Annotated in this window: 20 protein-coding genes and 5 tRNA genes; 18 read left to right on the top strand and 7 right to left on the bottom strand. The window is 67.7% G+C overall.

Features of this window, described 5'->3' with window-relative positions:
- Nucleotides 1-4: 4 nt before the first annotated feature.
- Nucleotides 5-1,255 carry a multicopper oxidase family protein gene (locus tag QO011_RS09615; protein WP_307270766.1) on the bottom strand — a complete coding sequence of 417 codons (1,251 nt, stop codon included), beginning with the start codon at nucleotides 1,253-1,255 and terminating at the stop codon, nucleotides 5-7.
- A 156-nt stretch (nucleotides 1,256-1,411) separates the two neighbouring features.
- Between QO011_RS09615 and QO011_RS09610 the strand changes: the two genes are divergently transcribed.
- The 5 genes from QO011_RS09610 to QO011_RS09590 all read left to right on the top strand — a co-directional run bounded on the left by QO011_RS09610 (nucleotide 1,412) and on the right by QO011_RS09590 (nucleotide 6,179).
- Nucleotides 1,412-1,496, top strand: a tRNA-Leu gene (locus QO011_RS09610).
- A 72-nt stretch (nucleotides 1,497-1,568) separates the two neighbouring features.
- Nucleotides 1,569-2,927 carry a trigger factor gene (gene tig / locus QO011_RS09605; RefSeq protein WP_307270764.1) on the top strand — a complete coding sequence of 453 codons (1,359 nt, stop codon included), beginning with the start codon at nucleotides 1,569-1,571 and terminating at the stop codon, nucleotides 2,925-2,927.
- 217 nt (nucleotides 2,928-3,144) lie between these two features.
- Nucleotides 3,145-3,780, top strand: coding sequence for an ATP-dependent Clp protease proteolytic subunit (locus QO011_RS09600; RefSeq protein ID WP_307270760.1), 636 nt, complete (start codon nucleotides 3,145-3,147; stop codon nucleotides 3,778-3,780).
- A 225-nt stretch (nucleotides 3,781-4,005) separates the two neighbouring features.
- The gene (gene clpX, locus QO011_RS09595) at nucleotides 4,006-5,268 is read left to right on the top strand and encodes an ATP-dependent Clp protease ATP-binding subunit ClpX (protein WP_307270758.1); all 1,263 of its coding nucleotides are present in this window, start codon (nucleotides 4,006-4,008) and stop codon (nucleotides 5,266-5,268) included.
- Between the two features lie 95 nt (nucleotides 5,269-5,363).
- Nucleotides 5,364-6,179 carry an SDR family NAD(P)-dependent oxidoreductase gene (locus QO011_RS09590; RefSeq protein WP_307270754.1) on the top strand — a complete coding sequence of 272 codons (816 nt, stop codon included), beginning with the start codon at nucleotides 5,364-5,366 and terminating at the stop codon, nucleotides 6,177-6,179.
- A gap of 65 nt (nucleotides 6,180-6,244) precedes the next feature.
- Here the strand turns inward: QO011_RS09590 and QO011_RS09585 are convergent, their stop codons facing one another.
- From QO011_RS09585 to QO011_RS09575, 3 genes are all read right to left on the bottom strand, one after another.
- Complete coding sequence (locus tag QO011_RS09585; protein ID WP_307270751.1) at nucleotides 6,245-7,348, bottom strand: slipin family protein; 1,104 nt, start codon at nucleotides 7,346-7,348, stop codon at nucleotides 6,245-6,247.
- 327 nt (nucleotides 7,349-7,675) lie between these two features.
- A tRNA-OTHER gene (locus QO011_RS09580) sits at nucleotides 7,676-7,742 on the bottom strand.
- Nucleotides 7,743-7,821 (bottom strand) — tRNA-Tyr (locus QO011_RS09575).
- A 416-nt stretch (nucleotides 7,822-8,237) separates the two neighbouring features.
- On the opposite strand from QO011_RS09575, the gene lon reads away from it, so the two are divergent.
- The 5 genes from lon to QO011_RS09550 all read left to right on the top strand — a co-directional run bounded on the left by lon (nucleotide 8,238) and on the right by QO011_RS09550 (nucleotide 16,420).
- Nucleotides 8,238-10,667 (top strand): endopeptidase La, encoded by a 2,430-nt coding sequence (gene lon / locus QO011_RS09570; protein WP_307270748.1) that lies wholly within the window; start codon nucleotides 8,238-8,240, stop codon nucleotides 10,665-10,667.
- Nucleotides 10,668-10,797: 130 nt separating this feature from the next.
- Nucleotides 10,798-10,873 (top strand) — tRNA-Val (locus QO011_RS09565).
- A gap of 279 nt (nucleotides 10,874-11,152) precedes the next feature.
- Nucleotides 11,153-13,732, top strand: coding sequence for a HEAT repeat domain-containing protein (locus QO011_RS09560; protein ID WP_307270746.1), 2,580 nt, complete (start codon nucleotides 11,153-11,155; stop codon nucleotides 13,730-13,732).
- A gap of 89 nt (nucleotides 13,733-13,821) precedes the next feature.
- Nucleotides 13,822-14,469, top strand: coding sequence for a cysteine hydrolase family protein (locus QO011_RS09555; protein WP_307270743.1), 648 nt, complete (start codon nucleotides 13,822-13,824; stop codon nucleotides 14,467-14,469).
- Between the two features lie 154 nt (nucleotides 14,470-14,623).
- Nucleotides 14,624-16,420, top strand: a complete 1,797-nt coding sequence (locus QO011_RS09550; protein ID WP_307270741.1) for a cytochrome c biogenesis protein DipZ — start codon at nucleotides 14,624-14,626, stop codon at nucleotides 16,418-16,420.
- 6 nt (nucleotides 16,421-16,426) lie between these two features.
- Here the strand turns inward: QO011_RS09550 and QO011_RS09545 are convergent, their stop codons facing one another.
- The 3 genes from QO011_RS09545 to QO011_RS09535 all read right to left on the bottom strand — a co-directional run bounded on the left by QO011_RS09545 (nucleotide 16,427) and on the right by QO011_RS09535 (nucleotide 19,137).
- Nucleotides 16,427-17,380 (bottom strand): SDR family NAD(P)-dependent oxidoreductase, encoded by a 954-nt coding sequence (locus tag QO011_RS09545; RefSeq protein ID WP_307270738.1) that lies wholly within the window; start codon nucleotides 17,378-17,380, stop codon nucleotides 16,427-16,429.
- A 14-nt stretch (nucleotides 17,381-17,394) separates the two neighbouring features.
- Nucleotides 17,395-18,450 carry an NAD(P)-dependent alcohol dehydrogenase gene (locus tag QO011_RS09540; protein WP_307270735.1) on the bottom strand — a complete coding sequence of 352 codons (1,056 nt, stop codon included), beginning with the start codon at nucleotides 18,448-18,450 and terminating at the stop codon, nucleotides 17,395-17,397.
- Nucleotides 18,451-18,954: 504 nt separating this feature from the next.
- Nucleotides 18,955-19,137 carry a hypothetical protein gene (locus QO011_RS09535; protein ID WP_307270732.1) on the bottom strand — a complete coding sequence of 61 codons (183 nt, stop codon included), beginning with the start codon at nucleotides 19,135-19,137 and terminating at the stop codon, nucleotides 18,955-18,957.
- Nucleotides 19,138-19,424: 287 nt separating this feature from the next.
- Here QO011_RS09535 and QO011_RS09530 point away from each other — a divergent pair, with 287 nt between their 5' ends.
- From QO011_RS09530 to QO011_RS09495, 8 genes are all read left to right on the top strand, one after another.
- Nucleotides 19,425-20,765, top strand: coding sequence for an SAM-dependent methyltransferase (locus QO011_RS09530; protein ID WP_307270729.1), 1,341 nt, complete (start codon nucleotides 19,425-19,427; stop codon nucleotides 20,763-20,765).
- 63 nt (nucleotides 20,766-20,828) lie between these two features.
- The gene (locus QO011_RS09525; RefSeq protein ID WP_307270726.1) at nucleotides 20,829-21,017 is read left to right on the top strand and encodes a hypothetical protein; all 189 of its coding nucleotides are present in this window, start codon (nucleotides 20,829-20,831) and stop codon (nucleotides 21,015-21,017) included.
- Nucleotides 21,018-21,166: 149 nt separating this feature from the next.
- Nucleotides 21,167-21,523, top strand: a complete 357-nt coding sequence (locus tag QO011_RS09520) for a hypothetical protein (RefSeq protein ID WP_307270723.1) — start codon at nucleotides 21,167-21,169, stop codon at nucleotides 21,521-21,523.
- Between the two features lie 86 nt (nucleotides 21,524-21,609).
- Nucleotides 21,610-21,686, top strand: a tRNA-Asp gene (locus QO011_RS09515).
- A gap of 351 nt (nucleotides 21,687-22,037) precedes the next feature.
- Nucleotides 22,038-22,403, top strand: coding sequence for an NADH-quinone oxidoreductase subunit A (locus QO011_RS09510; protein WP_307270722.1), 366 nt, complete (start codon nucleotides 22,038-22,040; stop codon nucleotides 22,401-22,403).
- Nucleotides 22,394-22,981 carry a NuoB/complex I 20 kDa subunit family protein gene (locus tag QO011_RS09505; protein WP_307270719.1) on the top strand — a complete coding sequence of 196 codons (588 nt, stop codon included), beginning with the start codon at nucleotides 22,394-22,396 and terminating at the stop codon, nucleotides 22,979-22,981. The genes QO011_RS09510 and QO011_RS09505 overlap by 10 nt, the downstream gene beginning before the upstream one ends.
- 41 nt (nucleotides 22,982-23,022) lie before the next feature.
- The gene (locus tag QO011_RS09500) at nucleotides 23,023-23,625 is read left to right on the top strand and encodes an NADH-quinone oxidoreductase subunit C (RefSeq protein ID WP_307270716.1); all 603 of its coding nucleotides are present in this window, start codon (nucleotides 23,023-23,025) and stop codon (nucleotides 23,623-23,625) included.
- Nucleotides 23,625-24,809 carry an NADH-quinone oxidoreductase subunit D gene (locus tag QO011_RS09495; RefSeq protein ID WP_307270714.1) on the top strand — a complete coding sequence of 395 codons (1,185 nt, stop codon included), beginning with the start codon at nucleotides 23,625-23,627 and terminating at the stop codon, nucleotides 24,807-24,809. The genes QO011_RS09500 and QO011_RS09495 overlap by 1 nt, the downstream gene beginning before the upstream one ends.
- The last annotated feature ends 125 nt before the right edge of the window (nucleotides 24,810-24,934 follow it).

Raw genomic sequence — 24,934 nt, 5'->3', positions numbered from 1 at the left:
GCGCCTACGTCACCTCGAACCAGGTGCTGCCGGCGGCCCCCGAACGGCCGATCGCCCGGCATTCCACCAGCCAGCGGCCGGGATTGTCGGCGATGAAGGCGATGTGGACGGTCTCGCCCGCCGGCACCAGCACGGTGTCGAGCCAATAGGGCTCCCAGCCGTCGTCGAGGGGATGCAGCAGCCGCGACGTGTGGCCGTGCACGTGCACCGCGTTGACGGCGTCGGTATCGTTGACCAGCGCCAGCGTCACGGGCGTGCCGCGCTTCACCGCCAGCAGGGGCGCGCCGTCCGGCCCGGCCGGCGCGTCCAGCTTGAGCTCGGCGCGCCGTGCTGCGGCGAGGTCGATGCGGGCCGGCAGGGCCCGCGGCAGCGGGGCGGGCGGGGGCAGGGCCTCGGCCCGCGCCGGCTTGCCCGGCGCCGGCACGAAGCGGACGATCTCGACGACGTTCGAGCCTTCGATCAGGGCCATGCCGGCGAGGTCGCCCGCGGTGCCGTCGATGAGGACGTCGGCGCGCCCGCCCGGGGCGAGGTCGAGGCGAAGGCGGTCCGGCGCGAAGGGCGCGTTCACCGGCTGGCCGTCGAGCGCCACCACCAGGGGGCCGATGCCGGCGAAGGCCAGCGCCGCGACACTGTCGGAAGCCGCGTTGACGAGGCGCAGCCGCAGCCTCTCGTTGCGGCGAAGAGCGATCTCCGTGTCTCGCTCGGAATTCACGGTCGCCATCGGCGGGCGCCCGTCCGGCCGCCAGCGGTCGAGCACCAGCACCATGTCGCGGTCGATCGGCGGCGGCTCCGTTTCCTCGACGACGAGCACGCCGTAGAGCCCGCTGTCGCGGTCGGAGGCACCGGCGGCATGATAGAGGAAGGTGCCGGCGTCCGGCACGGTGAAGCGATAGTCGAAGGAGCCGCCGGGGGCGACCGGCGCCTGCGTCAGCGGCGGCGCGCCGTCCATGGCGTTGACCAGCCGCACGCCGTGCCAGTGCAGCGCGGTCGGCCGGTCGAGATGGTTGACCAGGCGCGCGAACACCTCGCCGCCCCGGCGCACCCGGATCGGCGGGCCGGGCACCACGCCGTTATAGGCGCTGGCGGCGATGGGCGGGCGCTCGGGACCGTCGAGCCGCAGGTCGGCGGGCGCGGCCGTCAGCACCAGCGGATCCGGCCCGGCCGCAGCCGCCGGCCCGCGGGGCAGCGCGGCGAGGGCGGCGATGCCCAGCACCGTGCGGCGCGACAGGACAGGGGCGGAGCGGTCGCGCGGCATGGGCAGCCTCCGGGGGAATGGACATGCACTCTGCCATATTCCGTAGCGCGATGCGCGCGGACGGGACCGTCGATTTTTTTGCTGCGCCGGCAGCGCGACGTGCTATATGCGCGCTCTCGTTTCGTGGGGCGCAGGTTCCGCGGACGGGAGCCCTTTGCGGGCGTGGCGGAACTGGTAGACGCGCTGGATTTAGGTTCCAGTGACGAAAGTCATGGGGGTTCGAGCCCCTCCGCCCGCACCACGATGCCGCGACAGTCGTCGGACGACCGGGCATGAGGGGCATGCAAGATTCACGGAGTCGGGACGCTACGCTATGCACGTCACCCAAACCCTGGCCGAAGGCCTGAAGCGGGAATTCAAGGTCGTGGTGCCCGCCGCGGATATCGCTTCGCGCGCCGACGTCCAGCTCGCCGAGATGAAGGACAAGGTCCGCATCAACGGCTTCAGGCCCGGCAAGGTGCCGGTCGCGCATCTCAAGCGCCTGTACGGCCGCTCGGTGATGGCCGACATCGTCAACAACATGGTCGGCGAGGCCAACAAGAAGATCGTCGACGACAACCACATCAAGCTCGCCATGGAGCCCAAGCTCGACTTCGAGGGCGGCGACGAGGGCGTGACCTCGGTGCTCGACGGCAAGGCGGATTTCGCCTGGACCGTGTCGGTCGAGGTGCTGCCGAGCTTCGAGGTCGGCGATCTCTCCGGCATCAAGATCGAGAAGCCGGTCGCCAAGGTCGAGGACGCCGAGGTGCAGGAGCGGCTCGAGGGCCTCGCCCGCCGCAACCTCGCCTACACCGACAAGCCGGAAGGCGCCGAGGCCGCGGACAAGGACCGCGTGATCGTCGACTTCGTCGGCAAGATCGACGGCGAGCCCTTCGAGGGCGGCACCGGCACCGACATCTCGGTCGATCTCGGCTCGGGCTCCTTCATCCCCGGCTTCGAGGAGAAGCTGGTCGGCGTCAAGGCCGGCGAGGAGAAGGTGATCGAGGCGACCTTCCCGGGCAACTACATGTCGCAGACGCTGGCCGGCAAGACCGCCACCTTCGACGTCACGGTCAAGGCGGTGCAGCAGCCCGGCGAGCTCAAGATCGACGACGAGCTCGCCAAGTCGGTCGGCCTGGATTCGCTCGACAAGCTCAAGGAGGTGATCGGCGAGAGCATCGGCCGCGAATTTGCCGCCGCCGCGCGCCGCAAGGTCAAGCGCCAGCTGCTCGACGCGCTGGACGGCAAGTTCGCCTTCGACCTGCCGCCGACCCTGCTGGAGCAGGAGTTCAACAACGTCTGGGCCCAGGTCGAGCAGGACATGAAGCGCTCGGGCCGCAGCTTCGAGGACGAGAGCACCACCGAGGAGGCCGCCAAGGCGGACTATCGCAAGATCGCCGCCCGGCGCGTGCGCCTCGGCCTGGTGCTGGCGGAGATCGGCGAGAAGAACAAGATCCAGGTCAGCGAGGAAGAGGTGACGCGCGCCGTCGTCGAGCGCGCCCGCCAGTTCCCCGGCCAGGAGCAGCAGGTCTGGGAGTTCTACCGCAAGACCCCGGCGGCCGTGGCCGAGCTGCGCGCCCCGATCTTCGAGGACAAGGTGGTCGACTATCTCCTGGAGCTCGCCGAGGTCACGGAGAAGCCGGTGTCCAAGGACGAGCTGCTCAAGGACGACGAGGACGAGGCCGCGAGCTGAGGGGCCGTCCCCGGCCCCCTTGCGGCCGGGCCGCCGCACGCCCATGTCGCGAGAGAGCGTCGGCGCCAGCCGGCGCTCTCGCCTTGTTTTTTGCGAGATGCCGCGCACGAATCGCGCGGAGCTCGTAATTTCAGGCGCCCATTTTTCCTTGGCCGCTGCGACCCGGTCCGCGCCGGATCGGAAGAAACGTGCCATTCGCAGCACCGGAGAGCGATCGATGCGAGATCCTGTCGATTATCTGCACAGCAACCTGATCCCCATGGTGGTGGAGAGCACCAACCGGGGCGAGCGGTCCTGGGACATCTATTCCCGCCTGATGCGCGAGCGCATCATCTTCCTCACCGGCCCGGTCGAGGACTACATGGCGTCGGTGGTCGTGGCGCAGCTTCTCTTCCTCGAGGCGGAAAACCCGAAGAAGGAGATCGCCATGTACATCAACTCGCCGGGCGGGGTGGTGACGGCGGGCCTGTCGATCTACGACACCATGCAGTTCATCCGCTGCCAGGTCTCGACGCTGTGCGTCGGCCAGGCCGCCTCGATGGGCTCGCTGCTGCTGGCGGCCGGCGCCAAGGACATGCGCTTCGCCCTGCCGAATGCGCGCATCATGGTGCACCAGCCTTCGGGCGGCTATCAGGGCCAGGCCACCGACATCCTGATCCACGCCGAGGAGACCCGGCGGGTGAAGCAGCGCCTCAACGAGATCTATGTCCGGCACACCGGCCAGGACATCAAGCGGATCCAGGAGGCGCTGGAGCGCGACAATTTCATGGACGCCGAGCAGGCCAAGGAGTTCGGCCTGGTCGACCAGGTCCTGGAGAAGCGGCCCGAAGAGGTCGAGGCTTCTCGCTCCTGAGTGTGGTTGCGATGCCACGCTCGTCCGGGATCATCGTTCATGATCCATTGACGAGCGTGGACCTACGATCGAAGTGTCGCGATTTGCGATGCAGGAATGCATATTGGGCGCGTCGGACTGACGCGTGTCGTTCGACACAGGTTTCGAAACGATTATAAGCGCCTTATATGTTGGAGAAGTGACGCGGACGCTCCGCTCGGATGGAATGCCCGAAAGGGGGATGACATGGCCAACAACAAGCCTGGCGATACCAAGAACACGCTCTACTGCTCATTCTGCGGCAAGAGCCAGCATGAGGTTCGCAAGCTCATCGCCGGTCCGACGGTGTTCATCTGCGACGAGTGCGTCGAGCTGTGCATGGACATCATCCGCGAGGAGAACAAGTCCTCGCTGACCCGCACCCGCGACGGCATTCCGACCCCGCGCGAGATCTGCAAGGTCCTCGACGACTACGTCATCGGCCAGGCCCATGCCAAGCGCGTGCTGTCGGTCGCCGTGCACAATCACTACAAGCGCCTCAACCATGCCAGCAAGCACGGCGACGTCGAGCTCGCCAAGTCCAACATCCTGCTGATCGGGCCGACCGGCTCGGGCAAGACGCTGCTGGCCCAGACCATGGCGCGCATCATCGACGTGCCCTTCACGATGGCGGATGCGACCACGCTGACCGAGGCCGGCTATGTCGGCGAGGACGTGGAGAACATCATCCTCAAGCTGCTGCAGGCTGCCGACTACAATGTCGAGCGGGCGCAGCGCGGCATCGTCTATATCGACGAGGTCGACAAGATCAGCCGCAAGTCCGACAACCCGTCCATCACCCGCGACGTGTCGGGCGAGGGCGTGCAGCAGGCCCTGCTCAAGATCATGGAAGGCACGGTGGCCAGCGTTCCCCCGCAGGGCGGGCGCAAGCATCCCCAGCAGGAGTTCCTGCAGGTCGACACCACCAACATCCTGTTCATCTGCGGCGGCGCCTTCTCGGGCCTCGAGAAGATCATCTCCCAGCGCGGCAAGTCGACCTCGATCGGCTTCGGCGCCAAGGTGTCCTCGATCGAGGATCGCCGCACCGGCGAGATCTTCCGCTCGGTCGAGCCGGAGGACCTGCTGAAGTTCGGCCTGATCCCGGAATTCGTCGGCCGCCTGCCCGTGATCGCCACGCTGGAGGACCTCGACGAGCCGGCGCTGATCAAGATCCTGACCGAGCCGAAGAACGCCCTGGTCAAGCAGTACCAGCGCCTGTTCGAGATGGAGGGCATCGAGCTCTCCTTCCAGGACGAGGCCCTGTCGTCGATCGCCAAGAAGGCGATCGAGCGCAAGACCGGCGCCCGCGGCCTGCGCTCGATCATGGAGAGCATCCTGCTCGACACCATGTTCGACCTGCCCGGCCTCGACGGCGTCGAGGAGGTGGTGATCTCCAAGGAAGTGGTCGACGGCCAGGCCAAGCCCCTGTCGATCTATTCCGACAAGCAGGAAGTCTCCTCCAGCGCCTGAGCGCGCGGCACCGACGATCGATCCCAGGAAGCCCCGGTTCGCCGGGGCTTTTTTCGATGTATCGTCCGCCCCGACTCGTTTTTCGGGAGTTCCCCATGACCGCCGCACCGGACGGACCTTCCTCGCTCGCGGCGACCTTCGGCCTTGCCGGCAAGGTCGCGGTCGTCACCGGCGGCGCCAGCGGCATCGGCCTCGCCACGGCGCAGGCCTTCGCTGCGGCCGGCGCCGAGGTGGTGATCGCCGACCGGGCCGAGGCGAGCGAGGAGGTGCTCGCCAGCGTGGCCGGGCCTCGGCGGGCCGACGCCGGGCCTCGGCGGGCCGACGCCGTGGTGGTCGACGTGGCCGACCCGGCGGCGGTGGACGCGGCGGTCGACACCGTGCTGGCGCGGCACGGCCGGCTCGACATCCTCGTCAACAATGCCGGCCTCGCCCTGCGCCGCGCCGCGGTCGAGCTGCCGCTGGAGGACTGGGACAAGGTCGTCGCCGTCAACATGACCGGCGCGTTCCTCTGCGCCCGGGCGGCAGCGAAGGCGATGATCGCCGGTGGCCGGGGCGGGGCCATCGTCAACACCGCCTCGATCATGGGCCTGTCGGGCGGCGGGCTCTATCCCAACATCTCCTACCAGACCACCAAGGGCGCGATCGTCAACATGACCCGGGCGCTGGCGGTGGAATGGGCGCCGCACGGCATCCGCGTCAATGCGGTGGCCCCCACCTACGTGCGCACGCCCTTCATCGCTCCGCTCCTGGCCCAGCCCGAGCTGGTGGCGCGCATCGAGGCGATGACGCCGCTGCGGCGCCTGGCCGAGCCGGAGGAGGTGGCTGCGGCCATGCTGTTCCTCGCCGGGCCGGGGGCCTCGATGATCACCGGCCACACCCTGCCGGTCGACGGCGGCTTCCTCGCGCAATAGGGCGGCCATGCGGAAAAGGCCCCGGCTGCGCTGCCGGGGCCTCCGTCCTGCCGATATCCGTGCGCTCAGCCCTTGGCCGGCTCGAGCCGGAACAGGCCCTTGAGCATGGCGTCCAGGCCCTGGCCGTCGCTGGCGTGCAGGTCGATGCGGCCGACCTTCTCCACCAGCTTCTCCAGCGCCTCGAGCTCCTTGAGGCGCAGCAGCAGCGGGTTGTCCTCCATCACCTTCACGGTGTTGAGCAGCGAGCGCGTCGCCGCGGTCTCCTCCTGGCGCCGGATCAGGTTGGCCCTGGCCGTGCGCTCGGCCTCGACCACCTTGTTGATCAGCTCGCGCACCTCGCCCGGCAGGATCACGTCCTTGATGCCGAGCTCGGTGACCACGATGCCGAGGTCGCCGGTGCGCGCGGCGATCGAGGCCCGCAGCTGCGCGTCGATGCTGTCGCGCCCGCCCAGGATGTCGTCCAGGGACCGGGTGGCGATGGCCTCGCGCACGGCGAACTGGACCAGCCGGTACAGCGCCGTCGCCACGTCGGTCGAGCCGGCCACGGCCCGCGCCGGATCGGTGATGCGGTAGAAGGCCGACAGCGTCACCCGCAGCGCGACCTTGTCCCGGGTCAGGATCTCCTGTGCCGTCACCTCGACGAGCTGCGGCCTGAGGTCGAGCTTGCGCAGGGCGACGGTCCGGTTCACCGCCCAGAAGGCGTGGCGGCCCGGCGCGAGCGTCTCGGTCAGCACGCCGTCGACGAACAGCAGGCCGACCTCGTGCTGCTCGACCACGCCCGACGTCACCAGCGGCGAGCGCGAGAGATCGAGGAGCTTGAGCTGCGCCGGCGTCGCCCGGAGCGAGGCGCCGGCGTCGATGCGCACGGCCTCCACCCGGGTGATCGCCTTCCAGAATACGCGCGTGCTGTTGGCCGCGACGAAGTGCACGGGCTGCCCGTCGAACAGGCTCGCCGCCAGATCGGGGGCGACCTGTGCGAGAACGGAGTGCCGATCGCTCGGGAATTCGGCGCGGACCACGGGCAGGACCTCGACCGTCACCGCGCCGCTCGGATCGAGCATGCGGTGCCGGCCGGGGCCGAGCATGCGCTCGAATCGCCCGTTGCGGCTCATCAGAGCCCGCTCGTTGTCCTTCACCACGGTCGTCTTCCAGGGAGCAAGCCAGCTCATGGTTCCGTCCCTCCTCGTCGGGCGCGCGGCGAACCGCGGGCCGGTTTCTCATGAGGTCGCCGGTCGCCGCCCGCCATGGCGGCGGCGGGAGTGGTCTTGAGCGCCGGATCCGACGAGCCGGCCGGAGCAGGACGAAGCCCGAAGGCCCGGCCTGTCTCCTCGCGCTCGCTTTCTCCGGCGCGGTATCCGACCGCCCGCAGGGCCCTCGCCCTGGCTGCACCGTCCGGCCGCGCCCGAAGGCGCGGCGAGGGCGGGGCGTGGGAAGCGACCGGCTTCCCCGTTTCAGATCAGACAGCGTTGCAGGCTGTCGTGGTTTTCAAGCCACGTTTGGAGCAGGAGTCGAACCTGCGACAGGAAGAATAAAATCTTCTGCTCTACCCAGCTGAGCTATCCATGGTTCGCCCGACCGGATTCGAACCGGCGACCTCCCGCCTTACGGGCGGGCGCTCTACCAGGCTGAGCTACGGACGCGACCCGTTCGTGCGTGGAACATGCGGCTGCAGGGCAGCTCATGCCCGTCCGGTCTCGGAGAGCCGGAACGAAACGCCCGCTCGGGGCGGAGGTCTCTACAGGATGTCGTTGGGGAATGCAATGGCGTCCTGCGACGAATGCTCGCGGAGGCCGGGCGACGCGACGGTGTCCACGAACGGGCGCCGTTCGATGACACAATCGTTACAAATCACGCCAAAGATGGGCAGATCGCTTGACACCGACAGGCCCCCTCTCCACCTAATTGCCATCGAAACGACTGCGCCCATGTCGGGGCGGTCGCGAAATCTCGAAAGGCTTCCCCTCGCTCGTGCTATCCTCCCCCGGACGGCCTTGATGGGAACGGGCGTTCGTCCATGCGGCTGAAGCAGCGCGCGGACGGCGCAGGAAAGGACACATCATGACTTCGACCAGACCGCGCCCCTCCGTGCCGCCCGGCACCGTGGACACCTTTCCCGTGCTTCCGCTGCGCGACATCGTGGTCTTCCCGCATATGATCGTGCCGCTGTTCGTCGGCCGCGAGAAGTCGATCCGCGCCCTCGAAGAGGTGATGCGCACCGATCGCCACATCCTGCTGGCGACGCAGATGAACGCCTCCGAGGACGACCCCTCGACCGAGGCGATCTATCGCATCGGCACGCTGGCCTCCGTGCTGCAGCTCCTCAAGCTGCCCGACGGCACCGTCAAGGTGCTGGTGGAGGGCGTCGATCGCGCCCAGGTGCGCGCCTACAATTCCCGCGAGGAGTTCTACGAGGCCGAGGCCGAGGTGCTGGCCGACGTCGGCGCCGAGCGCGTCGAGGCCGAGGCGCTGGCCCGCTCGGTCGTGGCCGAGTTCGAGAGCTATGTGAAGCTCAACAAGAAGGTCTCGCCCGAGGTGGTCGCGGCGGTGAACCAGATCGAGGACTATTCCAAGCTCGCGGACACCATCACCTCGCATCTCGCCGTCAAGATCCCGGAGAAGCAGTCGGTCCTGGAGATCCTGGAAGTGCCGGCGCGCCTGGAAAAGGTGCTCGGCCTGATGGAGAGCGAGATCTCGGTCCTGCAGGTGGAGAAGCGCATCCGCTCGCGCGTCAAGCGCCAGATGGAGAAGACCCAGCGCGAGTACTACCTCAACGAGCAGATGAAGGCGATCCAGAAGGAGCTGGGCGACGAGGAAGGCAAGGACGAGCTCGGCGAGATCGAGCAGAAGATCAAGAGCGTCAAGCTGTCCAAGGAAGCCCGCGACAAGGCGCAGGCGGAGCTGAAGAAGCTGCGCCAGATGTCGCCGATGTCGGCCGAGGCGACGGTCGTGCGCAACTATCTCGACTGGATCCTGTCGCTGCCCTGGGGCGACAAGTCGCGCATCAAGAAGGACCTGCCGCATGCGCAGGAGATCCTGGATGCCGACCATTTCGGCCTCGACAAGGTCAAGGAGCGCATCATCGAGTATCTGGCGGTGCAGCAGCGCGCCAACCGCCTGACCGGCCCGATCCTGTGCCTCGTCGGCCCGCCCGGCGTCGGCAAGACCTCGCTCGCCAAGTCGATCGCCAAGGCCACCGGGCGTGAATATATCCGCATGTCGCTCGGCGGCGTGCGCGACGAGGCCGAGATCCGCGGCCACCGGCGCACCTATATCGGCTCGATGCCCGGCAAGGTCATCCAGTCGATGCGCAAGGCCAAGAAGCAGAATCCGCTCTTCCTGCTCGACGAGATCGACAAGATGGGCATGGATTTCCGCGGCGACCCGTCCTCGGCCCTGCTGGAGGTGCTGGACCCCGAGCAGAATGCGACGTTCAACGACCATTACCTGGAGATCGACTACGACCTCTCCAACGTGATGTTCGTGACCACGGCGAACACGCTCAACATCCCGCCGGCCCTCCTGGACCGCATGGAGATCATCCGCATCGCCGGCTACACCGAGGACGAGAAGGTCGAGATCGCCCGCCGGCATCTCATCCCCAACGCGGTGAAGAAGCATGGCCTGAAGGGCAAGGAGTTCACGATCGACGATGAGGCGCTGCTCTCGCTGGTGCGCCGCTACACGCGGGAAGCCGGCGTGCGCAACCTCGAGCGCGAGCTCTCCAACCTCGCCCGCAAGGCGGTGAAGGACATCCTCCTGACCAAGCGCAAGTCGGTGAAGGTGACGGAGACCCTGCTGGCCGACTATCTCGGCCCGCCGAAGTTCCGCCACGGCATCGCCGAGCTCGAGGATCAGGTCGGCGCCGTCACGGGCCTGGCCTGGACCGAGGTCGGCGGCGAGCTGCTCACCATCGAGGCGGTGCTGATGCCCGGCCGCGGCCGCATGACCGTGACCGGCAACCTCAAGGACGTGATGCGCGAATCGATCTCGGCGGCGGCCTCCTATGTCCGCTCGCGGGCGATCGACTTCGGCATCGAGCCGCCTCTGTTCGAGCGTCGCGACGTCCATGTCCACGTGCCGGAAGGCGCCACGCCCAAGGACGGCCCGTCCGCGGGCATCGCCATGGCCACGGCGATCGTCTCGGTGATGACCGGCATCCCGGTGCGCCGCGACATCGCCATGACCGGCGAGGTGACGCTGCGCGGCCGCGTGCTGCCGATCGGCGGCCTCAAGGAGAAGCTGCTGGCCGCGCTGCGCGCCGGCATCAAGACCGTGCTGATCCCCGAGGAGAACGCCAAGGACCTGGCCGAGATCCCCGACAACGTGAAGAACGGGCTGGAGCTCGTGCCCGTCTCGCGCATGGAGGAGGTGCTGGCCCAGGCCCTGACGCGCAAGCCCGAGGCCATCGTCTGGGAAGAGGAGCTGCCCGCCAAGGGCAAGCCTCCGGTTCTCGGCGAGGAGGAAGGGCCTGGCATGGTCGCGCACTGACGCGGCAGCTGCCGGGAAGACCATTCGGAGCGGCGGGGCGACCCGCCGCTCTTTTCGTGAGGGGCTGCGGCGGGATGTCGGAGGCTGCGGGCTTGCGATCCGCGCCGCGGCGCCATATTGGAAAGCGCCGGGGCGGTTAGCTCAGTCGGTAGAGCATCTCGTTTACACCGAGAGGGTCGGCGGTTCGAGCCCGTCACCGCCCACCATATGGTTCCAATACAGATGTCGAAGAACCGGCAGCAGTCGCTGGCGCGCACGGAAGGACCGTCGCGCCGGAGGCTTCGGCGCTCTCGTCCCAGGCTGCGGGGTGGGCCGCCGGCGCCGTGCAACGCGCAACCTCTCGCATTCGGGAGGGCCTTCGCGCGCGACGGGGACGCCAGTTTCGGTGCCGTATTGCTGGGCCGGCAGCGCGAATTACCGCCTCGAGACTTTCGCCGCCGCAGAGGTGGGCGCTATGCTCGCCGCGATCCACGATCGGAGGGCGGATGCGCGCGCACCTTCTCGCCATCCTTGGCGTGCTCATCGGGGCGGCCAAGTCGTTCGCAGCAGAGGTCGACTATTCGAAGGCTCCGATCGAGACCCTGATCTCCGACCTCACGCTCGTGCAGACGGAAGCTCCTGGTCTTCAGAGCACCGCGACCTGGCGCGGCTTCATCGGAGATGATTCTCCGCCGGACTTCATGGCCGGTATCATTGGTTCGCCCCTGCCGGGCGCCGTCCCGCAGATGCGTGAACTCGTGCGTCGCGGCCCACGTGCGCTCGCGGCGCTGATCAGGCATCTGCGCGACGCGCGCCCGACGAAGCTGGCCGTGGGGATCGACAGCCAGGGATGGCCCGGCCGCCCTACCGTCGGGACCCAGATCTTCGGCAAGGAGTACGATCCAAGAACACCAGATGCCCGTTCGACATCCTGTAACTTCTCTCTGTCCTGCGAGGAAAAGAGCTTTCAGGGCGAGTACGTTGTGCGGGTCGGCGATATCGCATTCGGTCTGATCGGGCAGATCGTGAACCGGGCGCTCACGCCTGTTCGCTATCAGCCGACGGCGATACTGATCGTGAACTCGCCGGTCGAAACGCCGGAGATCGCATCGCTTGTCCGGCGCGATTGGAGCGGAGTCGATGCCGACGGCCTCAGAGTGTCGCTGTTCGCCGATCTGAGAGGCGAGTTCGAAGACCGCTATTCGCCGGCGCTCGCACGCCTGCGTCTCTACTATCGCGACGCCTACGATGCGCTGGACGGCCTCGACTTGAAGAAGCGCCTGGCCTTCGAGAACGAGGAACAGCGGGCAAGGCAGAAAGCCGCAGAGGCTGCACAACATCCTGCCGGACCGCCGATTGCGTCTTCCGGGTCGATTCTCGATAGCCTCGTCGGGGGATGCCAACCCTTGGCCGCGTGCCTCGAGGCTCTGGACGAAGGCATCCGAAAGCGGTCGGGACGCCTCGGCAATGTCCCTGCTGTCGCGAGACATCTCGAAACCTTCGGCGAAGCGGCCAAGAAGGCGCTTCTCGAACGCGCGACCGACCCCGATGAGCGCTGGCGGTGGGCAGCCGGTGATCTGCTCGGACAATGGCGAACTTTGTCAGAGCAAGACATCGGGCCGCTGCTCGTTGCCAGCCGGATGCAGCGGGGCAGAACGGCGGCCTACGCCCTGGCAAGGATTGGCTCGCCCGAAGCCATTCGTGCGCTCGCAAGACGTATCGAGATCTATGGCAATGTCGACGTAACCGGCGAAGCTCTTGCCAGTCTGGGGAGCAAGGCGTTGCCTCATCTGCTCCCGGTTCTGATGAACGACGACCGGTGGATGGATGCCACCGCCATCATCGGCAAGATGGGACAGCGCGCGGCGCCCGGCGATTGGGGCGTGCTTGCCGCCGATCCGCGGCGGCCGATCGACGAGCGGATCGCCGCCTTGCGTGGACTGTCGGCGATGGGGGAGCAAGCCCGCGGCACCGGCGACGCCATCGCCCCGCTGCTCCACAGCCGAGACGCAAGGCTGCGCGCTGCCGCAGACGATGCCTTGACCAAGATGCACTACCCGGCTGTGATCGAACGCGACGTTCGCGGCTGCGTTCCCCTGTCCGACGCTTTCTCATCGCGCGGCTCGGACGGAGGCTGCCTGGGCAGAATCGCCAGCTACGGCGGCGCGGCGGCTGAGTTCGGGCGGATCATCGCGGAGAGGTTCCTGGACTCGCCGAACGGCTCCGACCGCCGCGATGCAGCAACGGCGCTCGGCTATATCGATGACCAGGCGGCAGCGCCGCGATTGATCGAACTGCTGTCCGATCCGGATTGGCGTGTGGTCTATGCATCGGCCCGCGCGCTCGGCTGGCTCGGTTCGCAGGATGCCATCCCCGCGCTCGAACGCGTCGCGGCGACCCACTGGCTCATGGAAGTCCGTGCTCAGGCACAGTCGTCGGCCTCCGTGATGCGCACGCCCGAACAGCGTATCGCCAAGAGAGCTATGGGCTCTTCGTCTTCCCAGGACGATGTGTTTGCGCCCAATCCCGTGATCGGTTCCGTTCCTCCCGCTTGCATGGGGAGCGGATGTCCTCCCGCTTGCATGAGCGGCAAATGGTCCTGGCAGGGCGAAGCGTTTCAGCATCCGGCGACGGAGCAGCTGTCGATTGCCGTGCCCGCTTCCGGCGGGCGCGCCGCCGGACGAATGTCCGGCTCCGCCGCGTGGTCCGGCGACGGCGCTTTCGCCTGGGAGCCGCTGCGCGGCCGCAGGCAGATCTTGCGCGGTGTGGGCGTGCGCGGGATCCATGCAAGCAGCGACGGCGTGGTCGCGCTCCTCGGCGAGACCGCTGACTTCCGGTATTCCGCTTCGGAGAATATGCAGGCTTCTTATGGCGGTCGAGGGTTGCGGGGCGAGGCCTATGCCCTGCACGCGATCCGAGATGGCGCCGGCAACTGGAGGCTCAACGAGCTGGCGCGCCTGCCCTTGGGCGCGGATTCCTTCGCGAGTATCGGCCCCGATCTATACGCCGCATGGTCGAGCGACAGGGTCGTGGTGTTCTCCCTGCAGGGCATTCTCGGCCTCGCGACCTGCGTCGAGGCGCAATAGGTGCGCCGTCGAACGCCGTTGCGGCGGGCGGCGAGTGGGCGCACTATTCAAGAGAATATCGCGACACGGGCTCATCAGGGAGGGATGCCATGGATCCGAAGACGACCGCCGTCGTGCTCATCGAGTATCAGAACGACTTCACCTCGGAGGGCGGCACGCTGCATCAGGCGGTGAAGCCGGTGATGGACAAGACGGGGATGCTCGGCAACACCGTCGAGACCGTGCGGCAGGCGCGCGCCCTCGGCGCGACCATCCTGCATGCGCCGATCACCTTCACGGACGACTATCACGAGCTGAGCCCGAGCCCTTACGGCATCCTCAAGGGCGTGGTCGACAGCCGCTCCTTCCGCAAGGGCTCCTGGGGCGCCGAGATCGTCGAGGTGTTGACGCCGCAGGCCGGCGATATCGTCGTCGAGGGCAAGCGCGGCCTCTGCGGCTTCGCCAGCACCAACCTCGACTTCATCTTGCGCAGCCGCGGCATCACGACGATCGCGCTCGGCGGTTTCCTCACCAATTGCTGCGTCGAGTCGACGATGCGGACGGGCTACGAGAAGGGCTACGACGTCATCACCCTCAAGGACTGCACCGCCGCGCTCAGCGAGGAGGAGCAGCGTCTCGCCGTGGAGAAGAACTATCCGATGTTTTCCCGGCCGATGACCCATGACGCGTTCCTGGCTTCCCTCGGCGGATCGGCGGACGTCGCCGTCAAGAGCCGGGGCTACGAGGCCGCCGAGTAGGGATCGAAGGTCGGATCCTCCGGGCCGCCGGCGCCGGAAGCGCCGGCGTCGCCTCACGCCCTCATCAAATCCGAGTGACATGCGCTATTCCCGCGCGGGAATAACGTATTCGGTCTTAGGAAGGGCTGGGCCTTCCCGGAGGATATCTGCGATCATGCTGCTCGCGCTCGTCTCCTATCTCGGCGGGGTCCTGACCATCGTCAGCCCGTGCATCCTGCCGATCCTGCCCTTCGTCTTCGCTCGCGCGGACAAGCCCTTCCGGACCAGCACCCTGCCGATGCTGGTGGGCATGACCCTGACCTTCGCGCTGGTCGCCTCCCTGGCCGCGGTCGGCGGCGGGTGGGCCGTGCGGGCGAACGAGTATGGCCGCATCGCGGCCCTCGTGCTTCTGGCGGCGTTCGGCGTGGCCCTGCTGCTTCCGAGCCTCGCCGATCGCCTCGCGCGGCCGCTGGTCGCAGCGGGTGCCCGCCTGTCCGAGGCCGCCGACCGGCAGTCCGCGACCGGCTCGGCGGTGCTTCCCTCGTTCCTGCTCGGCGTCGCGACGGGCCTGCTCTGGGCCCCCTGCGCCGGGCCGATCCTCGGCCTGCTCCTCACGGGGGCCGCGCTCAACGGTGCGAGCGCCACGACCTCTCTGCTGCTTCTCGCCTACGCCACCGGCGCTGCCACCTCCCTGGCGCTGGCCCTGCTCGTCGGCGGGCGCGCCTTCGCCGCGATGAAACGCTCCCTCGGCGTCGGCGAATGGGTGCGGCGCGGGCTCGGCCTCGCCGTGTTGTGCGGCGTCGTCGCGATCGCCTTCGGGCTCGACACCGGCCTCCTGACCCGCCTGTCGCTGGCGAGCACGGCGAGCCTCGAGCAGGGGCTCGTCGACAAGGTCCGGCCCATGCCGGCGCAGGCCGCATCGCCGGTGATGATCGGCTCGTCCGACATGATGAGCGGCCCCGACGCTGCGGCGCCGGCGCCCGCGGCCGATGAGGCCCAGGCGCTGCCGAGCGAAGGCGTCATGCCGTCCCTGAACGGCGCCGTGCAATGGCTGAACTCTCCGCCGCTCACCGCGGAGGGCCTGCGCGGCAAGGTGGTCCTGATCGACTTCTGGACCTATTCCTGCATCAATTGCCTGCGGGCCATCCCTTATGTCGAGGCCTGGGCCAGGAAGTACAGGGACCAGGGCCTCGTCGTCATCGGCGTCCACGCGCCGGAGTTCGCCTTCGAGCGGAACGTCGCCAATGTCGAGAAGGCGATCCGGGATCTCGGCATCGACTACCCCGTCGCGATCGACAACGACTATGCGATCTGGCGCGCGTTCAACAACGAGTATTGGCCGGCCCATTACTTCATCGATGCCAAGGGCCGGATCCGCCACCACCATTTCGGCGAGGGTGAGTATGACGGGTCGGAAAAGGTGATCCAGGCGCTGCTCGCCGAGGCGGGCCACGCACCGGCGGCGGCATCCCTCGTGACGGTCGACGCCAGGGGCGTCCATGCCGCGGCCGACATGGCGAACGTGCAGTCGCCCGAGACCTATATCGGCTATGAGCGGGCGGAGAACTTCGCCTCCCCCGGAGGAGCCGATCACGACAGGGCCAAGCGGTACAGCGCAGCGCCGTCCCTGGATCTCAACCAGTGGAGCCTCGGCGGCGACTGGACGATCGGCGCCGAGGCCGCGACCCTCAATGCGGCGGAAGGGACGCTGACCTACCGGTTCCACGCCCGCGACCTGCATCTGGTGCTCGGCCCCGGCAGCGACGGCAAGCCGGTGCGGTTCAAGGTCCTGGTCGACGGCAAGCCGCCGCAGACGGACCATGGCACCGACACGGATGCCGACGGCAACGGCACGATCGTGGGCCAGCGCCTCTATCAGCTCGTCCGCCAGGCTGGAGCGCCGTCGGACCGCACGTTCGAGATCGAGTTTCTCGATCCCGGCGCCCAGGCCTTCGCCTTCACCTTCGGATAGGCTTCCTCAGAAAGCCTCTCCCACCATCGTTTCGCTCAACGCCCACAGCGCACGGGCCCGCTCGGGATCGAGCGCATAGGGCCTGACGCCGCCGCGCACGGCCGGGTCCGTGACGATCTCCGCGACGTGGCAATCTTCGCAATAGCGGCCGCCGACCTCGTCGGCCGGCGCGACGAATCCCGCCCAGACCGTCGTCGCCGCGCCCTGCGGCACGCTCTTGTAGTGGAACGGCGGCGCGCCCGGCGGCTGGCTGGCATTGATCGAGGCGATCAGCCGGGCGAGCTCGTCCTCGCTCATGTGCCGGGACAGCTCCGTGCGGATGCCGCCTGGATGGACGGAGGCCGCGCGGACCCCGCGCGCCCGGTGGCGGCGGTCGAACTCCGCCGCGAACAGCGCGTTGGCGGTCTTGGAGCGTCCATAGGCCACGAACGGCGCATAGTCGGTCCGCTCGAAGCCGGGATCGTCGAGATCGACATCGGCATAGCGGTGTCCCGCCGAGGAGAGGACGACGACGCGTCCGCCGTCCTCGATCAGCGGCGCGATCCGGTTGACGAACAGGAAGTGCCCGAGATGGTTCGTGCCGAACTGGGTCTCGAAGCCGTCCTTCGTCTTGCCCTGCGGGCAGGCCATCACCCCGGCATTGGCGATGACGACGTCGAAGCGCCGGCCGGTCCCGACGAGCCGGTCGGCGCAGGCCCTGACGCTCGCGAGGGCGGCGAGGTCGAGCTCGATGAGATCGAAGGTGGCGCCGCGTGCCCGTGCGTCGCGCACGGATGTCGTCGCCCGCTCCGCCTTGGCGAGGTCGCGCGCCGCCCCGACGACGGCGGCCCCATGCGCCACCAGGGTCCGCGCCGTCTCGACGCCGAGGCCGGCCGAGACGCCGGTGACGAGGACGCGCTTGCCGGCGAGGTCGTACCCTGCCAGCACCTCGTCCGTGGTCGAGTCTGCTCCGAAGCTCATGTCGTTTCCTCCCCTCACGCGGCTTGCCCGAGCGACGCCATGTCGATGACGAAGCGGTATTTCACATCGCTCTTCAGCATGCGGGCATAGGCGTCCTCGATCGTCCGGATCGAGATCATCTCGATGTCGGCGGTGATGCCGTGCTTGCCGCAGAAGTCGAGCATCTCCTGCGTCTCGGCGATGCCGCCGATGATCGAGCCGGCGAAGCTGCGGCGCTTCCACACCAGGCTGATGACGCCGACCGGCAGCGGCTCCTCGGGCACGCCGACCTGCACCAGCGTGCCGTCGCGCTTGATCAGGTTGAGATAGGCGCTGACGTCGTGCTTGGCCGAGACCGCGTCGATGATCAGGTCGAAGCTCTCCACGTGCCTGGCCATGGCATCGGCATCCCTGGAGAGCACGACCTCGTCGGCGCCGAGGCGCCTGCCGTCCTCGACCTTGCCGGGCGAGGTGGTGAACAGCACGACATGGGCGCCCATGGCATGGGCGAGCTTGACGCCCATATGGCCGAGGCCGCCGAGGCCGACGATGCCGACCTTCTTGCCCGGCCCGGCGCCCCAGTACCGGAGCGGCGAGTAGAGCGTGATGCCGGCGCAGAGCAGCGGCGCCGCGGCGGCCAGGTCGAGATTGGCCGGCACCTTCAGCACGAAGTCCTGATCGACGACGATATGGCTGGAGTAGCCGCCGAAGGTGTGGCCGCCGCTGATCTTGTCCGCGCCGTTATAGGTTCCGGTGAAGACGTTGTCGCAATATTGCTCGACGCCCTGGCGGCAGCTCGGGCAGGTGCGGCAGGAATCGACCATGCAGCCGACGGCCGCGACGTCGCCGACCTTGAACTTCGCGACATCCGCTCCGACGGCCGTGACCCGGCCGACGATCTCGTGGCCCGGCAGGCTGGGATAGAGCGTGTTCTTCCACTCGTTGCGCACCGTGTGCAGGTCGGAATGGCAGACGCCGCAATAGAGGATCTCGATGGCGACGTCGGCCGGCCCCGGATCGCGCCGCTCGAACGAGAAGGGCGCCAGCGGCGTGTCCGCGGACTGGGCGGCATAACCGGTACACATGAACATGATGGTCTCTCCTCGAAAAGGCAGCGCAGGCAACGGCACGACACGGCGTCGTGCGTCGCGAGGCGCGCGCAACTGGCTCAAGAGCTCGAGGACGTGAGAAAGCGGGCACGGCGCCCACTGGTCTCAGTCCGAAAAACGCGAGGATCGGATCGTGGCCGGCGGTTCCGGCCGAGCCGACAAACGGAGGGTTACTCCAGATGTGGCGCCGCTGTCCAGAGGGTTCAAGACGTCGCGCCGGCTTTTGCGGCTGGGGCGCGAGCGGGGAGATTCCGGCAGATCGCCCGGCAACGGCAATCCCGTCGTCCGCGGAGTGTCCCGCCGAGGGTGGCGGCAACCGATCGGGCACCGGGGCCCGAACCACACCATCGTGCGCGAGCCTGCCGTGCAGACGTCGCCCCGACGCCCGGCTTCGACAGGAGGTGGCCTGCTCCGTTCAAGTCTGCAGGGAGAGGGGCTGCGGCTCGATCCCGTTGCCGCCCGCTCGCCGTTCCGGCCGCAGCCGCGTCAGCGCGCCGGCGTGGACCGCGAGCCCTTGCCGAAACGCGGCCGCCGGTCGACCACCCGCTTGCCGGACTTGACCGCGTTGCGCCAGACCCGGGCGCTGAGATAGCTGTCGAGGGGCGTGATGAGCCATTGCAGCGCCAGATAGGCTGCGATGACTGCGGCGATGATGATGACGTAGACCATGATGCGTCAGGGTGGATCGGTGTCTCTTCGAATGAGAACCTACACCACGCAATTTCGTTCCAATCGAGGCGACATCGGCGTCTTTGCGAGGCACGCCGGGCGCGAGAAAGCGATGGCATTCGGCACGTCCATCGCCTACACGAGCGGAAACGGCGCTGCGACGCAGCCGGATTGAGCCCACACGGGACTTGACGGGCCGTGATGTCTTCGGCTCCGTGGGATTCCATGACTTCGATCGATCGCACGTAGCCCGCGCCGCGCTTCGTAGCTGAGGGGGAACCATGACGATGGCTGGTCAGCGTCAGGTCACGGCCGCCCGCCGGGTCGTGGCCGAGCTCGCCCGCCACCTCGATGCCGACCTGGCGGTCGAGCTGTGGAACGGCGATGTCCTGCCGATCGGGGCAGGGGGCCTCGACGACGTGCGACTGGTGATCGGCTCCGCCGCCGCCATGAAGCGGCTTCTCCTTAAGCCGAGCATCTCGACGATCGCCGAATTGTTCGCCATCGGCGAGATCGACGTCCGTGGCCCCGACCTGATCGAGGCGATGCAGCGCATCGACCCCACGCAATTCCGGGCCCTGCCGCGCAAGGTGAACAAGGTCGCGCTGCTGAAGGCGGCGCTTCCGATCCTGCTGCACCGCGGCAAGCTGTCGGAGAGCGGCCTGGAATACAAGAATGAGGTGGCGAGCCGCAGCGATGACGGCCGCCCGGACACGGACCTGATCCGGTTCCACTATGACGTGTCCAATGCGTTCTACGCGCTCTTCCTCGATCCGGAGATGGTCTATTCCAGCGCCTATTTCGAACGGCCCGACACGACGCTGGACGAGGCCCAGAAGGCCAAGCTCGATCTGATCTGCCGCAAGCTGCGCCTGCAGCCGGGCGAGCGCCTGTTCGACCTCGGCTGCGGCTGGGGATCCCTGCTCTGCCACGCCGCGCAGACCTATGGCGTGCATGCCTTCGGCACCACCCTGTCCCAGGCGCAGTTCGACTACGTCACCGCCAAGATCGACCGGCTCGGCCTGAAGGACCGCGTCACGGTCGAGCTGCGGGATTGCCGGACGGTCGACGAGCCCGGCGCCTTCGACAAGATCGCCCAGGTCGAGATGATCGAGCATCTCGGCCTCGACAACCACGACGCCCATTACAAGCGCATGCGTGCCCTGCTGCGGCCGCGCGGCCTCTATTTCGGGCAGGCGAGCACCCGGCGCGTCACGCCGGACATTTCGCGATTCCGGAAGATGACCGTCTACACCCGGTTCGGCACCCGCTTCATCTTTCCCGGCGGCGAGCTCGACTATATCGGCATGACCGTCACCAATCTCGAGCGTCACGGCTTCGAGGTCCTCGACGTCGAGGCGCTGCGCGAGCATTTCCAGCTCACCTGCGAGCACTGGGCGCGGCGGCTCTATGACAGGCGCGAGGCCGCGGCGGCCGAGGTCGGCTGGCCGCGGACGCGGCTGTGGTACCTCTACCTCTCGATCTGCGCCATCGCCTTCGAGCGCGGCACCCTCAACGTGTTCCAGGTGGTGGGCTCCAAGCGCCGCGTCGGACCGTCCGGCGTCCCCCTCGACCGGGCCTTGCTCTACCCCGCCGCCCGCGCCGGCCGCCGGCAGCCGGCGGTGTGACGTCCGGCACGGAGCCGGGAGCCGCGACAATGGTCCCATGCCTCATCACCGATGGAGGGCGCCATGCGCTGGCTGTTTTCAAGTCTGATGATCGTCTACCTCACCGGAGTTGCCGTGCAGCTCTCGCCGATCGTCGGCGAGCAGTGGGACAGCGTGCCCGCCTCGCGCCTCGTCGCCAGCGTGGCGGACGAGATCCCGAGCGCGGTGTCCTGGCCGGTGCGCGCCTATGAGAGCCTGAGGGGCCGGGGCTGATTCACGCAGGCGAATCGAATCGCAAACGTTTGCGACCGAATCGCTCCCTGACTTTTTTTGGTGGCATGACCCCACGGCCCTGGGGTCGCCTTGACCGCCTCGCCGGGGCGGCGCTCTCATGCCTCCACCCATGAAGGGGGAGGAAATCCATGAAACGCACCATCACCGCCGCTTTCATCGCGCTCGCCCTGAGCGCCGGCTCGGCCTGGGCCGATCCGTCCGGCAGCTACAATGTCGAGGGCGCCAATCCCGGCGGGGAGGGGGCCTATAAGGGCACGGCCGTGGTCTCCAAGAACGGCGATACGTTCCAGGTGGTGTGGAAGATCGGCGAGCAGACCTATACCGGCACGGCCATCGGCAACGACGATTTCCTGGCCGTCGGCTACGACGCCGGCGGCGGCTCGCCCGGCATCGCCGCCTTCGCCCGCAAGGGGTCGGGCTGGGAGGGCGTGTGGACCTATTTCGGCAAGGACAAGATCGGCGTCGAGAAGTGGTCGGCGGAATGAATTTCGCCGAGCTTTGCGCTTGACACCCCGGCGTGCGGGCCGTAATCACCCCGCACCGCCGACGACGGTTCGTTCATCGGCCGCGCGGGGGAGTAGCTCAGTTGGTTAGAGCGTCGGCCTGTCACGCCGAAGGTCGCGGGTTCAAGTCCCGTCTCTCTCGCCAGTCCGGCGGACCCAAAAAGCCAGCCTTCGGGCTGGCTTTTTGCTTATGGGCCCTGACCTGACGTCCCGACTTCGTCATGCCCGCCATGCCGTGCGCACATGCTTGCCGCACTGCGGCAGGACGGCTGCGGGCGTCGACGGCCATTCCCCTGGAAAGAGGCTCGGCAAGGGGCTGTGGCGGCGCCGCTGCGCCCTCGGACCGATGGCGCGAATCCTGCAGGCCGGCGACGCTTCCTTCTTGCACCTGCGAAGGCGCTGGTCTAAGCCTCGCGCTGAGGCTGGAATGGTTCAAGGAAACGCGGGTGCCCGCCCGCGATAGGGCTTGTCTCCGGCGTGCCAAGGTTCAGGGTCGATGAACGAACTCCTCGCCAGCTACCTGCCGCTCGTCATCTTCATCGGGGTCTCGGCCGTCATCGGTCTGGCGCTCCTCGTGGTGCCCTTCATCGTCGCCTACCAGCGCCCGGATCCGGAGAAGCTGTCGGCCTATGAATGCGGCTTCAACGCCTTCGACGACGCCCGCATGAAGTTCGACGTGCGGTTCTATCTCGTGTCGATCCTGTTCATCATCTTCGACCTCGAGGTCGCCTTCCTCTTCCCCTGGGCGATCACCTTCAAGGAGGTCGGGGTGTTCGGCTTCTGGTCGATGATGGCCTTCCTCGGCGTCCTGACCATCGGCTTTGTCTATGAATGGAAGAAGGGAGCCCTGGAATGGGATTGATCGCGGAAGCTCCCGGCCGGACGCTCACCGCGCCGGCGCCCAGGGGAATCATCGATCCGTCGACCGGCAAGCCCGTCGGCGCCAATGATCCCTTCTTCGTCGAGATCAACAACGAGCTCGCCGACAAGGGGTTCCTGGTCACCGCCACCGACGACCTCATCAACTGGGCCCGCACCGGCTCGCTGATGTGGATGACTTTCGGCCTGGCCTGCTGCGCCGTGGAGATGATGCAGGTCTCTATGCCGCGCTACGACGTCGAGCGCTTCGGCTTCGCCCCGCGCGCCTCGCCGCGCCAGTCCGACGTGATGATCGTCGCCGGCACGCTCACCAACAAGATGGCCCCGGCCCTGCGCAAGGTCTACGACCAGATGCCGGAGCCGCGCTACGTCATCTCCATGGGCTCCTGCGCCAATGGCGGGGGCTACTATCATTACTCCTATGCGGTGGTGCGCGGCTGCGACCGGATCGTGCCGGTCGACATCTACGTGCCGGGCTGCCCGCCCACGGCCGAAGCGCTGCTCTACGGCGTCCTGCTCCTGCAGAAGAAGATCCGCCGCACCGGCACGATCGAGCGCTAGGGGCGGGGCCCGACCTTCCTCGAACCTGTTTGGACTGATGCATGACTGAGGCGCTCCAACAGATCGGCGATCATGTGCGCTCCGCCCTGCCGGGCGTGGTGTCGGAGGTCTCGATCGCCTATGGCGAACTGACCGTGTCGGCCGAGGCCGCCGGCATTCTCGACGTGCTCACCTTCCTGCGCGACGACCCGGCCTGCCAGTTCGTCAGCTTCATCGACGTGTGCGGCGCCGACTACCCCATGCGCGAGAAGCGCTTCGACGTGGTCTACCACCTGCTTTCGCCGAAGAAGAACGCGCGCATCCGCGTCAAGATCCAGACCGACGAGGCGACCCCGGTCCCCTCCAGCGTCGGCGTCTTCCCCGGAGCGCTGTGGTTCGAGCGCGAGGCCTACGACCTCTTCGGCATCCTGTTCACCGGCCATCCCGACATGCGCCGGCTGCTGACCGACTACGGCTTCGATGGCCATCCCCTGCGCAAGGACTTTCCGATGACCGGCTTCGTCGAGGTCCGCTGGGACGACGAGGTCAAGCGGGTGGTCTACCAGCCGGTGCGGCTCACCCAGGAGTTCCGCAATTTCGACTTCCTGTCCCCCTGGGAAGGGACGGATTACGTGCTGCCGGGCGACGAGAAGGCCAAATCCTGATGGGCGAGCAGAATCTCCGCAACTTCTCCGTCAATTTCGGCCCGCAGCATCCGGCCGCCCATGGCGTGCTGCGCCTGATCACCGAGCTCGACGGCGAGGTGGTCGAGCGCCTCGACCCGCATATCGGCCTCTTGCACCGCGGCACGGAAAAGCTGATCGAGGCCAAGACCTTCAACCAGGCGATTCCCTATTTCGACCGGCTCGACTATGTCGCGCCGATGAACCAGGAGCACGCCTACTGCCTGGCGATCGAGAAGCTGATCGGCCTCGACGTGCCCAGGCGCGGCCAACTCATCCGCGTGCTCTATTGCGAGATCGGCCGCCTGCTGTCGCACCTGCTCAACGTCACCACGCAGGCGATGGATGTCGGCGCGCTCACCCCGCCGCTTTGGGGCTTCGAGGAGCGCGAGAAGCTGATGATCTTCTACGAGCGCGCCTCCGGCTCGCGCATGCACGCGGCCTATTTCCGGCCGGGCGGCGTGCACCAGGACCTGCCGCCGGCCCTGATCGACGACATCGAGGCGTTCTGCGACCCCTTCCTCAAGGTCTGCGACGACCTGGAGACCCTCCTCACCGACAACCGCATCTTCAAGCAGCGCAACGTCGACATCGGCGTGGTGTCGCTCGATGACGCTTGGGCCTGGGGCTTCTCCGGCGTGATGGTGCGCGGCTCCGGAGCGGCCTGGGACCTGCGCAAGGCCCAGCCTTACGAGTGCTATGCCGAGCTCGATTTCGACATTCCGATCGGCAAGAACGGCGACTGCTACGACCGCTACCACATCCGCATGGAGGAGATGCGGCAGTCGATCCGCATCATGAAGCAGTGCGTGGCGCTGCTGCGCGCCACGCCCGGGCCGGTCTCCAACGCCGACAACAAGGTCGTGGCGCCCAAGCGCGGCGAGATGAAGCGCTCGATGGAAGCGCTCATCCACCACTTCAAGCTCTATACCGAGGGCTATCACGTGCCGCCCGGCGAGGTCTATGCGGCGGTCGAGGCGCCCAAGGGCGAGTTCGGCGTCTATCTCGTCGCCGACGGCTCGAACAAGCCCTATCGCTGCAAGATCCGCGCCCCGGGCTTCGCCCATCTCCAGTCGATGGACTATGTCTGCAAGGGCCACATGCTGGCCGACATCTCGGCCATCCTCGGCTCCCTCGACATCGTCTTCGGCGAGGTGGACCGGTGAGCGCCCGGCCGGCGCCGCCTGCGCGGTCTCCCCGTTTCCCGTCTTCCGTCGTTTTCCCCGCGAAATCGAGATCGATTTCGCCAGGGATGGCCGGCGCCCGCCCGGCCGTGACGCCCGAGCCAGAG

Source organism: Labrys wisconsinensis, assembly GCF_030814995.1.
Lineage (GTDB): Bacteria > Pseudomonadota > Alphaproteobacteria > Rhizobiales > Labraceae > Labrys > Labrys wisconsinensis.
This window is presented reverse-complemented; position numbering and strand designations above follow the sequence as displayed.

Excerpts from the sequence above, each read along its gene's own strand:
- QO011_RS09560 (WP_307270746.1), top strand. The coding sequence starts at position 11,153 with ATGCGCGCGCACCTTCTCGCCATCCTTGGCGTGCTCATCGGGGCGGCC.
- QO011_RS09525 (WP_307270726.1), top strand. The coding sequence starts at position 20,829 with ATGCGCTGGCTGTTTTCAAGTCTGATGATCGTCTACCTCACCGGAGTT.
- QO011_RS09585 (WP_307270751.1), bottom strand. The coding sequence starts at position 7,348 with ATGAGCTGGCTTGCTCCCTGGAAGACGACCGTGGTGAAGGACAACGAG.
- QO011_RS09540 (WP_307270735.1), bottom strand. The coding sequence starts at position 18,450 with ATGTTCATGTGTACCGGTTATGCCGCCCAGTCCGCGGACACGCCGCTG.
- QO011_RS09535 (WP_307270732.1), bottom strand. The coding sequence starts at position 19,137 with ATGGTCTACGTCATCATCATCGCCGCAGTCATCGCAGCCTATCTGGCG.
- QO011_RS09600 (WP_307270760.1), top strand. The coding sequence starts at position 3,145 with ATGCGAGATCCTGTCGATTATCTGCACAGCAACCTGATCCCCATGGTG.
- QO011_RS09590 (WP_307270754.1), top strand. The coding sequence starts at position 5,364 with ATGACCGCCGCACCGGACGGACCTTCCTCGCTCGCGGCGACCTTCGGC.
- QO011_RS09500 (WP_307270716.1), top strand. The coding sequence starts at position 23,023 with ATGACTGAGGCGCTCCAACAGATCGGCGATCATGTGCGCTCCGCCCTG.
- QO011_RS09615 (WP_307270766.1), bottom strand. The coding sequence starts at position 1,255 with ATGCCGCGCGACCGCTCCGCCCCTGTCCTGTCGCGCCGCACGGTGCTG.
- QO011_RS09555 (WP_307270743.1), top strand. The coding sequence starts at position 13,822 with ATGGATCCGAAGACGACCGCCGTCGTGCTCATCGAGTATCAGAACGAC.
- tig (WP_307270764.1), top strand. The coding sequence starts at position 1,569 with ATGCACGTCACCCAAACCCTGGCCGAAGGCCTGAAGCGGGAATTCAAG.
- QO011_RS09545 (WP_307270738.1), bottom strand. The coding sequence starts at position 17,380 with ATGAGCTTCGGAGCAGACTCGACCACGGACGAGGTGCTGGCAGGGTAC.
- clpX (WP_307270758.1), top strand. The coding sequence starts at position 4,006 with ATGGCCAACAACAAGCCTGGCGATACCAAGAACACGCTCTACTGCTCA.
- QO011_RS09495 (WP_307270714.1), top strand. The coding sequence starts at position 23,625 with ATGGGCGAGCAGAATCTCCGCAACTTCTCCGTCAATTTCGGCCCGCAG.
- QO011_RS09510 (WP_307270722.1), top strand. The coding sequence starts at position 22,038 with ATGAACGAACTCCTCGCCAGCTACCTGCCGCTCGTCATCTTCATCGGG.
- lon (WP_307270748.1), top strand. The coding sequence starts at position 8,238 with ATGACTTCGACCAGACCGCGCCCCTCCGTGCCGCCCGGCACCGTGGAC.
- QO011_RS09530 (WP_307270729.1), top strand. The coding sequence starts at position 19,425 with ATGGCTGGTCAGCGTCAGGTCACGGCCGCCCGCCGGGTCGTGGCCGAG.
- QO011_RS09505 (WP_307270719.1), top strand. The coding sequence starts at position 22,394 with ATGGGATTGATCGCGGAAGCTCCCGGCCGGACGCTCACCGCGCCGGCG.
- QO011_RS09550 (WP_307270741.1), top strand. The coding sequence starts at position 14,624 with ATGCTGCTCGCGCTCGTCTCCTATCTCGGCGGGGTCCTGACCATCGTC.
- QO011_RS09520 (WP_307270723.1), top strand. The coding sequence starts at position 21,167 with ATGAAACGCACCATCACCGCCGCTTTCATCGCGCTCGCCCTGAGCGCC.